Source organism: Nocardia carnea (genome assembly GCF_029868325.1).
Taxonomy (GTDB): domain Bacteria; phylum Actinomycetota; class Actinomycetes; order Mycobacteriales; family Mycobacteriaceae; genus Nocardia; species Nocardia carnea_C.
Genome location: NZ_JARWNW010000209.1, coordinates 1 through 15,099 on the forward strand (window position 1 = coordinate 1; position 15,099 = coordinate 15,099).

10 protein-coding genes are annotated in these 15,099 nt (G+C 65.4%); 7 read left to right on the forward strand and 3 right to left on the reverse strand.

Going from position 1 to position 15,099, the window contains the following annotated elements:
• Positions 1–198: 198 nt before the first annotated feature.
• From QH196_RS17570 to QH196_RS17595, 6 genes are all read left to right on the forward strand, one after another.
• Positions 199–1,515, forward strand: a complete 1,317-nt coding sequence (locus QH196_RS17570; protein ID WP_280416884.1) for an MFS transporter — start codon at positions 199–201, stop codon at positions 1,513–1,515.
• Positions 1,512–2,288, forward strand: coding sequence for a D-glutamate cyclase family protein (locus QH196_RS17575; RefSeq protein WP_280416885.1), 777 nt, complete (start codon positions 1,512–1,514; stop codon positions 2,286–2,288). Before QH196_RS17570 ends, QH196_RS17575 begins: the two co-directional genes overlap by 4 nt.
• A gap of 55 nt (positions 2,289–2,343) precedes the next feature.
• Positions 2,344–3,786: an aspartate ammonia-lyase gene (locus QH196_RS17580; protein WP_280416886.1), complete on the forward strand. Its 1,443-nt coding sequence runs from the start codon at positions 2,344–2,346 to the stop codon at positions 3,784–3,786.
• Positions 3,783–4,535 (forward strand): SDR family NAD(P)-dependent oxidoreductase, encoded by a 753-nt coding sequence (locus QH196_RS17585; RefSeq protein ID WP_280416887.1) that lies wholly within the window; start codon positions 3,783–3,785, stop codon positions 4,533–4,535. Before QH196_RS17580 ends, QH196_RS17585 begins: the two co-directional genes overlap by 4 nt.
• A gap of 104 nt (positions 4,536–4,639) precedes the next feature.
• Positions 4,640–6,064 carry a WGR domain-containing protein gene (locus QH196_RS17590; protein ID WP_280416888.1) on the forward strand — a complete coding sequence of 475 codons (1,425 nt, stop codon included), beginning with the start codon at positions 4,640–4,642 and terminating at the stop codon, positions 6,062–6,064.
• 444 nt (positions 6,065–6,508) lie between these two features.
• Positions 6,509–7,813 (forward strand): cytochrome P450 family protein, encoded by a 1,305-nt coding sequence (locus QH196_RS17595; protein WP_280416889.1) that lies wholly within the window; start codon positions 6,509–6,511, stop codon positions 7,811–7,813.
• Between the two features lie 14 nt (positions 7,814–7,827).
• Here QH196_RS17595 and QH196_RS17600 read toward each other — a convergent pair whose 3' ends face one another.
• The 3 genes from QH196_RS17600 to QH196_RS17610 are packed head-to-tail and all read right to left on the reverse strand — an operon-like array spanning position 7,828 to position 9,398.
• Positions 7,828–8,622 carry an SDR family NAD(P)-dependent oxidoreductase gene (locus QH196_RS17600; RefSeq protein WP_280416890.1) on the reverse strand — a complete coding sequence of 265 codons (795 nt, stop codon included), beginning with the start codon at positions 8,620–8,622 and terminating at the stop codon, positions 7,828–7,830.
• Between the two features lie 27 nt (positions 8,623–8,649).
• Entirely contained in the window at positions 8,650–8,790 is a 141-nt protein-coding gene (locus QH196_RS17605; RefSeq protein WP_280416891.1) for a hypothetical protein, read from the reverse strand.
• Positions 8,787–9,398 (reverse strand): GNAT family N-acetyltransferase, encoded by a 612-nt coding sequence (locus tag QH196_RS17610; RefSeq protein WP_280416892.1) that lies wholly within the window; start codon positions 9,396–9,398, stop codon positions 8,787–8,789. The genes QH196_RS17605 and QH196_RS17610 overlap by 4 nt, the downstream gene beginning before the upstream one ends.
• 556 nt (positions 9,399–9,954) lie before the next feature.
• Between QH196_RS17610 and QH196_RS17615 the strand changes: the two genes are divergently transcribed.
• Entirely contained in the window at positions 9,955–15,099 is a 5,145-nt protein-coding gene (locus tag QH196_RS17615) for a DEAD/DEAH box helicase (protein ID WP_280416893.1), read from the forward strand.

The following is a 15,099-nucleotide window of genomic DNA, read 5'->3' on the forward strand; positions in this document are numbered from 1 at the left end:
AGCTCACCGAGGAGCTGCTGGCAGCACAGGCGTAAAGGATTGCCGGACGCCCTGGAGGTGATCACCGGGTCCGCCGACCGCCCGCTCCGGAGTGCGACCCCGGGGCGGGGGTGTCACAGGGTTACCTCAACCGAATTCAAACACCCGCGGCCGCCCGGCCGCACTCCAACTCCGCCCGCGCTCACCTCGGAGTCCTCCATGACCACAATACCCACAGCCACCTCGATCGAGGGCGGCCACCCGACCGGATCCCGGCGGATGAAACCACGCCGGGCCGCCCTCGCCGCGGCGGCCGGTACCGCCGTCGAGTACTACGAATTCGGCGTCTACGGATACCTCGCGGTGATCATCGGGCCGCTGTTCTTTCCCAACGACAATCCGACCGCCTCGCTGTTGGCGACGCTCGCTGTTTTCGGTAGCGCTTTCGTCATGCGCCCGCTCGGCGGCATCGTGCTGGGCCGGCTCGGCGACCGGATCGGCCGCAAACCGGTCCTGATCACCACGGTGGTCGGTATGGGCACCGCGACCGCCGTCGTCGGCCTCCTTCCGACCGCCGAGAGCATCGGGCTTCTGGCGCCGCTCGCACTGCTGCTGGTGCGTCTCGCCCAAGGGTTTTTCGCCGGCGGCGAAGTGACCGGATCGGCGACCTACCTGTCCGAAGCGGCTCCGCACGGCCGGCGTGGGTTCTTCGGCGCCTTCACTCCGGTCGGCGTGGCGCTCGGCGGCGGTGCCGCCGCCCTGGTGGCCGGGCTGACGACCACCCTGCTCGACGACGAACAACTCCGCGATTTCGGATGGCGGATCCCGTTCCTGCTGGCGCTACCTCTCATTGCCATCACCCTCGCGGCGCGCAGCAAACTCGAGGACTCGCACGCCTTTGCCGACGAAGCGAAAAACGCGCCCGCGAAATCGCCGCTACGCGAGGTGCTGACCGAACACACAGCAGCTGTGTTCAAGGTCATCGTGCTCTCCATCGGCTCGAACACCGGCTACTGGGTCGGGCTGATCTTCATGAACATCTATCTCACCACCTATCTCGAATACCCGAAGTCGAACACGTTCTGGATCATGGGCGGAATCAGCCTGTTCGTCGCCGCCCTGATGCCCGTCTTCGGTGGCCTCTCGGACAGATACGGCCGCAAGCGGATCATCACCATCGGATTCCTCGGATACGCGATTCTGGTACTGCCCACCATGATCCTGATGGATCAGGGCAGTTTTGCGCTCGCTGTCGGGGCGATGGTGGTGCTCGCCCTGCCGATGCCGATCGTGCAATCGGTGACCTATCCGACCTACGCCGAACAGTTCCCGACCCGGGTGCGATACACCGGCTTGTCGTTCGCGTTCAATATCGGCACGATCATCGGCGGTGGACTGACTCCCTATCTCGCGACCTGGTTGATCTCGCAAACGGACAACTTGCTCACGCCGGGATTCCTGCTGATGATCGCGGTGGTCGCCGCGCTGCTCACCCTGCGTACCGTCCGGGAATCGTCCCAGGCGGAACTGCGATGACTGCGCCGGCGCACCCCCGGGAACTGCGCGACCGGATCGTCCGCGGCGAGTGGACCACACCGACGGCCGGAATTCTGGACGACTATCAGCAGGCAAACCTGGTGGTGATTCCGGATTCGGCGGCGGCGGATTTCCGGAAGTACTGTGCGGCCAATCCCGACGTGTGCCCACTGCTGGCCACCACGGATCCGGGCGACCCGTTGCTCACCTACGACGCATGCACCGTGGACCTCCGCACCGCGCTGCCGCGTTACCGTGTGTGGCGCAACGGGGCACTCGTCGCCGAACCCGCCGATATCCTCGATCATTGGCGAGACGATGCCGTCGCCTTCGCACTCGGCTGCAGTCATACCTTCGACGCGCCACTGCGCCGTATCGGGGTGCCGGTCCCCCGGTCCGCTCCACCGGTATACGTCACCGACCGTCCCACTACTCCCGCAGGGATATTCGGCGGGCCGCTGGCGGTGAGTATGCGCCCGGTCCCCGAATCGCTGATCGCGGCCGCCGTCGAGCTCACCGCCCGGTATCCCACCGGGCACGGCGCGCCGGTGCAGATCGGTAGCGCTGCCGAACTGGGCATAGCCGATCTGAGTACCCCCGACTTCGGGGTATACGCCGGCGTGCCCGACGGCTGCGTGCCCGTGTTCTGGGCGTGCGGTGTGACGCCCCAGATGGCGCTGCCGGATCTCGGCCTCGACTACGCGATCACCCACTTCGCGGGCCATATGCTCGTGCTGGACACCCTGCTCGACGAGACACGGACCATCTCATGATGCGATACCTCCGTCCTCGCCCGAGCGTCCACGGATCCCCCGTACCGGAGAAACCATGACCGGAAGCGACGATTCCGCCGTATTCCGCACGGAACATGATCTCCTGGGTGATCGCGACATCCCGGTCGGCGCATACATCGGTATCCACACCACGCGGGCGCTGGAGAATTTCCCGATCTCCGGTGTTCCCATCTCCCGGCACCCCGACCTCGTCGGCGCGCTCGCTGCGGTCAAATCCGCCGCCGCGCAAGCGAACAACGAACTCGGGGTGCTGAGCGAAGAGCGCGCCCGGGCGATCGTCACCGCCTGCGAGGACATCCGCCGCGGTGAGCTGCACGAGCATTTCGTGGTGGATGTCTTCCAGGGCGGTGCCGGGACCTCGACGAATATGAACGCCAACGAGGTGATCGCGAACCGTGGTCTCGATATCCTCGGCTGTCCGCGCGGGACGTATGCCCGGCTCCATCCGCTCGAGCATGTCAACCTGGGGCAGAGCACCAACGATGTGTATCCCACGGCCGTCAAGATCGCAGTTGTCACCGCGACGAACCGACTGCGGGAGGCGCTGGCCGGGCTCTCGGCCGCCTTCGCGGCCAAGGCCGTCGAATTCGCCGAGCATCTCAAGATGGGACGCACGCAGCTCCAAGAGGCGGTCCCGATGACCCTGGGCCAGGAGTTCGGAACCTACGCGGTCATGGTGGGCGAGGATATCGCCCGGTTGGCCGAGGCCGCGGAGCTGGCCCGGGAGATCAATCTCGGCGGGACCGCGATCGGCACCGGTCTCAACGCTCCGCCCGACTATCCCGCGCGCGCCTGCGCGCATCTGAGGTCGGTCACCGGCCTCGATTTGGTGACCGCAGCGGATCTCGTCGAATCGACACAGGACACCGGTGTTTTCCTCCAGATCTCGGGCATCGTCAAACGGACCGCGGTCAAACTGTCGAAGGTCTGCAACGATCTGCGGCTGCTCTCCTCCGGCCCCCGCTCGGGATTCGGCGAGATCCGCCTGCCCGCGGTACAAGCCGGGTCGTCCATCATGCCGGGCAAGGTCAACCCGGTCATCCCGGAAGTGGTGAACCAGGTGGCCTACGAGATCGTGGGCAACGATATCGCGATCACGATGGCCGGGGAGGCGGGGCAGCTCCAGCTCAATGCCTTCGAACCCGTCATCGCGCACAAGCTCCTGGAATCGATCACGCATCTCACTGCGGCGGCCGATACCCTCACGGTTCGCTGTGTCCGTGGGATCACCGCGGATATCGACCATATGCGGTCGACCGTCGAGCGCTCGATCGGACTGGTCACCGCGCTGAATCCGCATATCGGATACGAGGCCGCAACCGCCCTCGCGGCGCGCGCGCTCACCTCGGATTCGACGATCCCCGAGCTGGCCGTCAGCGCGGGTCTGCTCACTCGGGACGAGATCGGCCGTATCCTCGCACCGGACAGTCTGGTCCACCGCAATCGCCGATCCGGCGAGACGAAAGGTCGATTATGAGCCGAACCGTCCTCGTCACGGGCGCGTCGCGGGGAATCGGGCGAGCCGTATGCCGGGCGTTCGCTGCCCGTGGAGACCGTGTCGTGGTCCACTACGCAAACCGCCGGGACGACGCGATAGCCACACTCGAATCACTCGACGGCAGCGGCCACCTGCTCGTGCACGGTTCGTTGACCGACCCCGAGACCGTACGAAATGTGGTCGACCGGGCAGCCGGACACCGCGACGGGCTGGACGTCGTCGTCAACAATGCGGCGGTGATGACACCGCATCCCCCGGCGACGGTGTCCTACGCCGAATGGCAACGCGCCTGGACCGATACCCTCGATGTCAACCTCGTCGCCGCCTCGAATATCTGCTACTGCGCCGCCCAGGCCATGATGGCGGCGGGCCGGGGTGGGCATATCGTGAACATAGGCTCGCGAGGCGCTTTCCGCGGTGAACCGGACCACCCTGCCTACGGTGCCAGTAAAGCGGCCCTGCTGGCGATGAGTCAGTCCCTGGCCGTCGCGCTGGCACCCCACGGCATCGTGGTCGGTGCCGTAGCCCCCGGATTCGTGGAGACCGAACGGGTGGCGCAACGATTGCACGGTCCCGAAGGTCCCGGCATCCGCGCGCAGAGCCCCTTCGGAAGAGTCGCCCGGCCGGAGGAAATCGCGTCAGCGGTCGTCTACCTGGCATCGCCCGAAGCCACCTGGGCCGCCGGAGCCATCCTCGATATGAACGGAGCATCCCATCTTCGGCTCTGAGGGCCGCCCGGGCAGCGGCGCACCCGCGCCGCGGGTGCACGCTCGTATGTCGGTGCCCGTTGCTAACTTTCGCTCGAAACGCAACATCGAAGAGCGGGAACGGTATGACTGCGGCAACGACGACCTATCTCGAGCTGTCCGAAGAGGCAGGCTCGGCGCACAAGTTCTACGAGGTCGTCGTGGACGACACTCGGGTCACCATCCGGTACGGGCGCATCGGCGAACAAGGCCAGAGCAAGGTCAGCTCCTTCGCCGACGCACAGAAGGCGCATGCGGCGGCGCAGAAGAAGATCAACGAGAAGAAGCGGAAAGGTTACGCACCGGCCGTGCCGGGTGCCCGATCGGCCCGCCCGGTGGCGCGACGCGCCATAGCCAGCCGCCGCTCCACCGCTCGTACCGCGCCGGTGCTGTGGAGCTTCGATTCCGGTGCCGCGGCATTCGGGATATTCATCGACAGTGAACGCTGCTGGGTAGGCAACGAGAACGGGGATGTGTTCACGCTGACACCCGGCGGCGAGGTGATCGGCCGATTCCGGTTGCCGAACTCCGTGAAATGCCTCGTCGCCGACGACTTCTGGATCTATGCCGGCTGCGACGACGGTCGCGTCTACGACCTGTCGGGCAAGGTGCCCCGGGCGGCCTACGATATCGCCGCAAACGTCGACATCTACTGGCTCGATATCCATGACGGCATCCTCGGTGTCTCCGATGTGGAGGGCGGGCTCACCGTCATCGATCATGAGGAAGAGTCGCTGTGGAGCCGCCGCAGCCACGGCGATTCCGGTTGGATGGTACGAATCGATGACGACGGCGTCTACCACGGCCACTCGGCCGGGATCACGAAATACGACCTGGTCAACGGAGACCACCGCTGGCACCGGGACACCGGCGGCCCCGTGCTCTTCGGCTGGCAGGAAGCCGGAGCCGTGTACGCGGGCACCGCGCGTAATCAGGTCAGGATGGTCGGCAAAGCCGGCCGGTCCGATCGGGCATTCCAATGCGATGCGGCGGTGTACTCGTGCGCGGCCTCACCGGACGGGCGGTACGTCTTCGCCGGCGACAACTTCTCGTCGGTCTACTGCTTCGATGCCGACGGGCGGCGCCTCTGGAAACTCGGCACCGGCTGCGGTTCGGCCTATTCGATGCAATACCACGACGCACGGCTGTACCTCGTCACCACCAGCGGCACCCTGGCCTGCCTCGATGTGAGCGAGACCGCCGTCCATGACGCCGAACAGGGTCTACTGCCACAGACCGTTTCCGTGAAAGCGCCCCCGATGGCCGCGGTGGTACCCAGCAGCACCTTGGAGGTTGTTACCGACAGTTCCGGCGGAGTCGTCGTCGAATGCGTCGACATAGACGGACGGCTGCGCGTGCACGTCGTCTCTCCCGGCTTCCGCCGGGAATGGAACGTGCAGTTCCCCCGCGATATCAGGCAAGCCGGGACCCGCTATGTGGTGGACGGGGTAACCGAATCCGCTCGCGGTGGGTTCTACCGGGTACGGGGCGATATCCGCCGATTGAGCTGATCCGATCAGTCACGGTCAGGTTCCTCCGCCAGGAGCCGAGGCCACTCGTTCCGATCCGCGAGCCGGTCCGATGATCGTCAGCGGGATCGCCCGCGCCCCAGCCGGTCTCGCGTCCCCCGAGGCCGATGCGGCACGCCCGGCCTCGAGCGACATCATATCCGGCCCCGCCGAGGCGAGACGAACGCTTCCGAGCTGGTCAGCGACGTCGTCCCGCTGGCGCACACGGCTATTCGCCTCTCGCACTGCGAACCTGCACACGGCTGCGTCACGTGGTTGGAGGTTTACTGGACAGCGGCCACGGCTGGTCCGTGGCCGGGCTTCCTTGTTCACCCGATCGAAACTGCTCGACCGCTCGCTGGTGCACTCCTGATTGTTCACTCGTTCCGGACGGCATCGCGGGCAAGTCAGATCGTTCGCCGAAAGGACTGAGGGACTGTGCACCACATGGATTCGAGCTCGGCCACCTTTTCGCCCGATGGTCAGGTGACCGCCGCTATGGAAATCCTCGAGCTCACCGACGACTTCTACCAGGATCCGCATGCGACCTACCGGGCGCTGCGTAAGCGCGGTCCCCTGCACCGAATTCGATTGGACGGTGTGCTCGGCTGGCTGATCGTCGATCATGACGTAGCCAAACAGGCCTTCGCGGAGCCGACCATCAGCAAACGCATCGGGTCGCCCGAGGGACAGGCTGTGCTGGCCAAGAACGGTGCAGCCGAGCTGTTCAACACCGCCATCAGCGACAACATGCTGTTCGCCGATCCGCCACAGCACACCCGACTACGCCGTCTCGTCGCCAAGGCATTCGCCGGCCCCGCCATCCGCGATCTCCAGCCGAGAATCACCTCGATCGCCGACACCCTGCTCGACGATATCAGCGCGCGAACGACCGTCGACCTCATCGACAGTTACGCGTTCCAGCTGCCGACCGCGGTGATCTGTGAACTGCTCGGAGTCCCCGACGAGGACAAGGAAGATTTCCGTTCCTGGACCGCCGTCGTCGTCAACGACTCGGCCACGCTCGAGGAACGCGCCACCGCGGGGGTCAGCTTCTTCACCTACCTGACGAATTTGATCGCCACACGCACCGGCGACCCCCGCGACGACCTGCTCTCCCAGCTGATCATCGCGAAAGACCACGAAGACCGCCTGGACGATCACGAACTCATCGCCATGCTGCTCTTACTGCTGATAGCCGGGCATGAGACCACTGTCAACCTCATCAGCAACTCGGTACTGGAACTGCTACGCGATCCGGCACTGGCCGAGCGGTTGCGCACCGATCCCGAAGCCATCCCCGCCTACCTCGAGGAGATCCTGCGCTGTCACGGATCGCTGCACGTGGCGACGGCTCGCTACACCACCGCCCCGATCACGTTGGGCGGTAAGAATATCGACGCGGGCGAATTCATCCTGATCTCGCTAGCCGCCGCCAATCGCGACCCGGCGCGCTTCGCCGACCCGGACCGGATCGACCTCGAACGCCCCGAGAACCGGCACATCGCCTTCGGGCACGGCATCCATCACTGTCTCGGTGCCGCCCTGGCCCGCCTGGAGGCCACCACCGCGATCTCGCGACTGCTGGCCAAGTTCCCGGAAATATCGCTCGACGGGGAATTCAGTGATCTGACGTGGCGGAAAAGCCTGCTGATCCATGGCTTGGCCGGCCTGCCGGTTCGACTGGCCGCACCCACTGAATCTGATTTCGTCTCCAGCGCCGACGCGGACCGCGTCTCTTTGCCGGTCTGACCCCAGAACCCCGGTCAGGGCAGGATGGAGTCGATGTAGCCGCCGTCCACGCGGACGGCGGCGCCGGTGGTGGCCGAGGCGTACGGCGAGGCGAGGTAGACGACCAGGTTGGCGATCTCTTCGGGTTCGATAAGGCGTTGCAGCAGCGATTGTGGGCGATGGCGGACCATGAATTCGTGCTGCGCCTGCGCCCAGGGCAGGTCATCGCCGACGAGCTCGCGGACGAAGTCCTCGACACCCCCGGTGTGGGTGGGTCCCGCGAGAACGGAATTGACGGTGACGCCGGTGCCCGCGGCGTCCTTGGCGAAGCCGCGGGTGACGGCGAGCAGCGACGTCTTCGTCATCCCGTAGTGGATCATCTCGGCGGGGATCACGACGGCGGAATCGCTGGCGAGGTTCAACACGCGACCCCAGCCCTGCTCTTTCATCCCCGGCAGGTAGGCGCGGATGAGGCGCACGGCGGACAGAACGTTGACCTCGAAGTAGCGCCGCCATTCGGCGTCGTCGATCTCCAGGGGCGCGGCGGCACCGAAGATACCGAGGTTGTTGACGAGGACATCGACCATCGGAACGGCCGCCAGCACGGCCGCCGCACCCTCTTCCGTGGCGAGATCACCCGCTGCACCGGTGACCATCTCGCTGCCGGACTCGACGCGCACCGTATCCACAGCGGTGGCGACACGGTCGGCGCCGCGGCCGTTCACGACGACGTGCGCGCCGGCCTGGGCGAGTCCGATGGCGATGGCCTGGCCGATGCCCTGCGTGGAGCCGGTAACCAGCGCGGTGCGGCCGGACAGATCGATCTGCATGAGGCGTTCCCTTCGTCGCTGCGGGTTTCAGTTGAAGGTGTCCGGATCAGGACCGGTAGGCAGATCCCGGCGCAGCACGACCTGCGCCGAGGTTACGCCATGGGCGTCGGCGATCCGCACTATCGCGTCGTGGCTGCGTACCGTGGCGGTGATCTGGCCGGTGGTCATTCCGGCGCAGCACCGATCGAGGGCGTAGCGGGTGAGCGGTCGCTGATCGACCGGGTCAGCAGCAGGGTGGTACTGCCATCGTTTTCGGTGATGTCCCGGATATGCGTGAAACCGACTTTGCTCAGAACACGCAGCGATGCCTTGTTCGCCGCGGCCACGGTGGCGTGCACCTCGGTCAGTCCCAGGGTGTGGAAACCGTAGGCGACGAGCGCTTCTGCCAACTCGACGCCCAAACCGCACCCCCACACCTGGGGTGTCAAAGCGTAAATGATCTCGTAGCCTTCGACCGCGTCTGTCGGCTTGATCTCGGCATGCCCGACCAGGCGTCCATCCCGGCGAACAGCCCAGACATCGAACAGATCGTCCGCATAAACCTTGGTGAAGACCCGCCCGAACAAGGCCCGGTCAGCTGCTTCGGAAGACGGGCCGTCACCCATCCATCGAGACACCCTCGTGTCCTGAAACAAAGCGACGAACCCTTCCTCGTCCTCCGGGACGTACCGCTCGAGGACAAGACGGCGGGTATGCAGAGTCGAAGTCACAAGCGGCGACGCTACCCGCGAGCTGCGGGTGGACTCGCTGGTGACCGCGACCGGTGAACTGGCCAATGCCGCATTCCATCGGCCACGATCAGGACCAAACCGGGGGTGAACGCGGGGCCAGACAGAAAAAGGTAAGGTTCGGTCTTAGACCGGACCTTACCTGCAATTTTTGTGGAGCTAAGGGGACTCGAACCCCTGACCCCCACACTGCCAGCAGCTTGCTCACCCCCTGCTCAGGGGCGTTTACCTGCGGAAACGGGAGGCTGTCGGTGTTGTAGTTGGCGCGGTCGGCGGGGACGTTGTCGTAGTAGGTGCCGTGAGGGGGCATCCTTGGTCCCGGCTGCCCCATTTCGTCCCCAGAGCGCCACATTCATAGCTAAATCCCATAACTTGCGGATCGGTGGCGGCGCGGCGAACCACCGAGGCGAGCCTCGTCCCGAGGGCACCGATCGTCAACGGAACAGGCCAATCACCGCTGCCCTCACGTAGCCAGACGACGCGAGTACCGGCACGAGGCGCACAAACCGGTGGTGGCATCCGATTTAGACGGAAACTCATTCGAGAATTTGTCTCGGCCCCTTACACTGGAGCGTCCTGGCCGCGTGGAGATCAAAGGGGGACGATGGACGTCTTCAACGTGCACGAGCACCTGATCGAAGACTACAAGTCGTTCACAACATCATCCATCGATCCTCGCCAACCGCGGATCGCCCAGCACGTGGCGGAGCGGATCGACAGCCGGGAGCAGTGGCCCGAGCCGTGGGTCTCGCTGAATCCGATGTTCGCCGGCGGCGGTGCGATCGAGGAACTGGTCACCGAGGGCCTGCTGCACTCGGAATGCGAACGCATCTTCAGGCCCAAGTCCGAGACCGGCCCGACGTCGCACCGAGCCATTACTCTCCACCAGCACCAGCGTGAAGCGATCGAGATCGCGCGATCGGAGCTCAGTTATGTGCTGACCACGGGAACAGGCTCGGGAAAATCGCTGGCCTACATCATCCCGATCGTGGATCGAGTGCTTCGGCAGCGGCGACAGCCGGGCGTCAAGGCGATCATCGTGTATCCGATGAACGCACTGGCGAATAGCCAGGTGGGCGAGCTGACGAAGTTCCTGCGCTGGGGTTACCCCGAGGGTGGCGAGCCAGTGACCTTCGCCCGCTACACCGGTCAGGAGAGAGGCGAGGATCGCGAGCGGATTCTCCGCGATCCGCCGGATATCTTGCTGACCAACTACGTCATGCTCGAGCTGGTGCTGACGCGTCCCGAGGAGCGGCGACGACTGGTCGACGCTGCCAAAGGCCTCCAGTTCCTGGTTCTGGACGAGTTGCACACCTATCGAGGCCGACAGGGTGCGGATGTCGCGATGCTAGTGCGGCGCGTCCGAGACGCCTGCGAGTCGCCGAACCTTCAGTGCGTCGGTACGTCGGCCACGATGGCCACATCCGGCACGACCGCCGAGATGAGACATGTCGTGGCGGAGGTGGCGACGAACCTGTTCGGCGCCGAGGTGACCGCCGACAGGGTGATCGGCGAGACTCTCGACCGCGCCACCAGCGGGAACGCAACAGATATCAATGGGCTGGCCTCGGATGTGCGCGCGGGCGGAGCCGACGGCGGATACGACCTCATGGCCGAATCTCCCCTGGCGTCGTGGATCGAGCAGACGTTCGGGTTGACCACCGAGGACGGCACCGGTCTGGTGGTACGACAGCGCCCGGCTCGGGTGCGCGAAGACGCCGCGGCGCGGCTGGCGGAGCTGACGTCGGCGACGGTCGACGAGTGCGAAACCGCGATCCGCAGAACACTGCTGAACGGGTCCCGAGTCCGTCATCCCATCACCCACCGGCCGCTGTTCGCGTTCCGGCTGCACCAGTTCCTGTCCAAAGGGGAAACCGTCTACGCCTCGGTCGAGGACGAGGACTCCCGCTACCTGACTTCCCAGTACCAGGTAGCCGTACCGGAACACCCAGACCACATCCTCTTGCCCCTTGCCTTCTGCCGCGAATGTGGCCAGGAGTACTACGTGGTGACCCGTACGGAACAGCGCGGCGAGCGTCGTTACAAGTCCCGCCAGGACCGCGACGAAAGCGGTGGCGCCGACGGCTACCTCTACATCTCGTCCGAACAGCCCTGGCCCGTCGACCCGGTGCAGGATGGCCGGCTGCCCGACACGTGGGTCGAGGACGGGGATGTCCTGGACCGGCTCCGCCCCCATCTCCCTCGCCGGCTCCACGTGGATGTCACGGGCGCGGAGGTGGATTCGGGTGGCACCGCGGCGGCGTTCGTCCCCGCTCCGTTCCGATTCTGCTTGCGCTGCAGGGTCGCCTACGAGCAGACCCGTGGCCGCGACTTCGCCAAGCTGGCGACTCTCGATATCGAGGGGCGCAGCTCCGCTGTCTCGGTGCTGAGTTCGTCGATCGTCGGCTCTCTCAAGAAGCTTCCGGCGGACCAGCTTCCGAAGCAGGCCCGCAAGCTGCTGACCTTTGTCGACAACCGGCAGGACGCCAGCCTGCAGGCCGGGCATTTCAACGATTTCGTTCAGGTCGCGCAGCTGCGTGGCGCGCTGCACCGCGCGCTGCTGGACGGGCCTGCCCTCCATGACGATGTCGCACAGCGAGTGGTTCGAACGCTCGGTATCAGCTTCGCCGAGTATGCCAAGAACCCGGAAGCCGTATATGGTCCCAAGCTCGCCGCGCAGAAGGCGTTCGTGGCCTTCGTCGAGTACCGCCTGTACATGGACTTGCAGCGAGGGTGGCGAGTGACCATGCCGAACCTCGAGCAGACGGGGTTGCTCCACGTCGACTACGAGTCGCTGGCGGAAATCGCCGCGGATCGAGAGATCTGGCAGACCACGTCGGCGCCGTTGCGAGACGCCCGGGAAGGTCAGCGCGAAGAGTTGTGCCGCATCATGCTGGACGAATTCCGCCGGGAGCTGGCGGTCGATGTCGATTGCCTCAGTGAAGACGGCTTCGAACGAATCCGCCGACAGTCGGAACAGCACCTGACCGGCCTCTGGTCGATACCCGCGCACGAAGCGCCTCCTCGGCCGGCAACGGTATCGACAGCGCCGGGAGCGGCGGGACGTCCCCGTTCGGACGTCAGGTTCACTTGGCGCACGCTGCTGGGCCGCCATATCAGGGACCACAGTGGGCTGACCGGCGCCGACGGCGCCAAGCTCACGTCGCAGGATGTCCAGCATGTGATCGAAGAAGTACTGCTTACTCTCGAGCGCACCGGGCTGCTGACCACGGTGGAACACCCTGGTGGGGGCGGCCGTTCCTATCGTTTGAAGGCGTCCTCGATCATCTGGCGGGCTGGGGCCGGTGATCATGCCGCGGTCGATCTTCTGCGCAAGAAGGTCGACCCGGACCTGGGTTCCCGGGTGAATCGGTTCTTCCGGGACCTGTACCGCGACAATGCCACCGACCTCTCCGGTTTGTCCGCCCGAGAACACACCGCCCAGGTCGAATCACGCTACCGCCAGGAACGCGAGGACGAATTCCGGCAGGGCCGGCTCCCGGTGATGTACTGCTCTCCCACGATGGAGCTGGGCGTCGATATCGCCGATCTGAACGCGGTGGCCCTGCGCAATGTACCGCCCACCCCGGCGAACTACGCTCAGCGCAGCGGCCGAGCCGGCCGCTCGGGTCAGCCGGCCCTGGTCGTAACCTACTGTGCTACAGGAAATTCCCACGACCAGTATTACTTCCGGCGCTCTGCGGATATGGTGGCCGGCGCGGTGGCCGCTCCCCGGCTCGATCTGACCAACGAAGCCCTGCTGAAGTCGCATCTGCATGCGCTGTGGCTCGCCGAGACTCGCGCCGATCTGCGCACCCGTATGTCACAACTGCTCCTGCTAGACGTTGCCGGTATGCCGCTCGAGCCCGATCTGCGCAAAGCCCTCAACGACCCGGACGCCATCGAACGTGCGAAAGCGCGGGCCGCCGAGGTGATCGCACCGCTCCTTCCGGAACTCCGCAAGACGTCTTGGTGGCATGAGCAGTGGCCGCAGGACGTGATATCGGCCGCGCCCGAAGGATTCGACCATGCCTGTGACCGCTGGCGTCAGCTCTACCAGGCGGCTCTGGATGACCAGGAAGAACAGAACCGCATAGTGCGGGATGTGTCGGCCACCCACGGCGAGCGCAAGGCGGCCGAATCCCGTCGACTCGATGCCGAGCGGCAGATGGTCCTGCTGCGCAACGAGGACTCCGATCGAACCCACTCGGACTTCTACACCTACCGGTACTTCGCCTCGGAAGGGTTTCTCCCCGGCTACAGCTTCCCGCGCCTGCCGCTGGCGGCGTATATTCCTCCCGTCCGGGGCGGTGGGAGTCGAGCCGAAGGCCATTACCTGCAGCGCCCGAGATTCTTGGCGATCCGTGAATTCGGCCCCGGCGCAATCATTTATCACGAGGGCGCGCGGTACCAGGTCAAGCGCATCCAGGTACCGACCGTCGCCCAGGGCGAAGGGGTAGTCGACACCCAGAACACCCGCCGCTGCGCGGAGTGCGGCTACCACCACGTCGCGAAGCCCGGGCTGGACCGGTGTGAATACTGTGCCGCGGTGCTCGGTCCACCCCAATACGACATGATGCGCATGCAGACGGTGTTCACCCGCCGCCGGGAGCGAATCTCGAGTGACGAGGAAGAGCGGCGGCGCGCGGGATTCGAGCTGCACACCTCGTACCGGTTCCACGATCACGGCGCTCGGCCGGGACGGCTGCAGGCCACGGTGCGGGTAGGCGACACAACGGTCGCCGAGATGGACTACGGCGACACCGCAACCGTACGGGTGACGAATCTCGGCCTGCGGCGCCGCCAGAATCCGAACGATCGCGGTTACTGGCTCGACACCGTCAAGGGAAACTGGCTCTCGGAGAAGGACGCCGACGATGCCCTGAAGTCCGATGACGATCTGGAACCGAAGTCGTCGGCCACACGTCCGAAGAAGGTTACTCCGTACGTTGAAGACACCCGCAATATCCTGGTTCTGCGACTGACCGCCCCTGTCACCGATGAGCAGGCCGCGACACTCCGATACGCCCTCGAACGCGGTATCGAGGCGGAGTTCCAGCTCGAAGACAGCGAGTTGTCCAGCGAGTCGCTGCCCGATCCGAGGCAACAGGCCCGCATGTTGTTCACCGAGTCGGCGGAGGGTGGCGCTGGAGTCTTACGCCGGCTGCATGCGGAACCGGATGCGCTGGCCCGGGCGGCCCAGCGCGCTCTCGAGATCTCCCACTTCGATTCGCACGGAAAAGACCTCGGCAAGGCCGAGGGAGCACGTGACCGGTGCGAAAAAGCGTGCTATGACTGTCTGCTCTCGTACGGGAATCAGGGTGAGCACCTGCTGATCGACCGGCACAGCGCCCGCGATCTCCTGCTCGAGCTCGCCGGTGCCGCCACCGAGCCGAAAGCGGAGGCCGGTGACCGGGCTACACAGATCGAAGGCATTCGGGCCCGGCTGCACAGCGCGGCCGAGCACGCCGTGCTCGATCTACTGGTGAAATACGAGTTCGCGCTGCCGTCCATCGTGCACGAACCCGTCGCCGGCACCGAGGTCTCACCTGATCTCGGTTTTGTAGCGCCGGATGCCGGACTGGCGATATTCGTCGGCGAGACGAACGACGATCCGGGATCCCCCGGATCGGACGTCGAGGATCAATTGATCGATGTCGGCTGGTCGGTGCTGATGCTGCGGCCGGGTGACGACTGGTTGTCCAGGCTAGGTGAGCACGCGTATGTCTTGGGTGAGGGAAGGAAATAG

Bases quoted from the DNA above. Each gene is read 5' to 3' on its own strand.
- QH196_RS17580 (WP_280416886.1), top strand. From the start codon at position 2,344: ATGACCGGAAGCGACGATTCCGCCGTATTCCGCACGGAACATGATCTC.
- QH196_RS17605 (WP_280416891.1), bottom strand. From the start codon at position 8,790: ATGACCACCGGCCAGATCACCGCCACGGTACGCAGCCACGACGCGATA.
- QH196_RS17590 (WP_280416888.1), top strand. From the start codon at position 4,640: ATGACTGCGGCAACGACGACCTATCTCGAGCTGTCCGAAGAGGCAGGC.
- QH196_RS17585 (WP_280416887.1), top strand. From the start codon at position 3,783: ATGAGCCGAACCGTCCTCGTCACGGGCGCGTCGCGGGGAATCGGGCGA.
- QH196_RS17575 (WP_280416885.1), top strand. From the start codon at position 1,512: ATGACTGCGCCGGCGCACCCCCGGGAACTGCGCGACCGGATCGTCCGC.
- QH196_RS17600 (WP_280416890.1), bottom strand. From the start codon at position 8,622: ATGCAGATCGATCTGTCCGGCCGCACCGCGCTGGTTACCGGCTCCACG.
- QH196_RS17570 (WP_280416884.1), top strand. From the start codon at position 199: ATGACCACAATACCCACAGCCACCTCGATCGAGGGCGGCCACCCGACC.
- QH196_RS17615 (WP_280416893.1), top strand. From the start codon at position 9,955: ATGGACGTCTTCAACGTGCACGAGCACCTGATCGAAGACTACAAGTCG.
- QH196_RS17595 (WP_280416889.1), top strand. From the start codon at position 6,509: ATGGATTCGAGCTCGGCCACCTTTTCGCCCGATGGTCAGGTGACCGCC.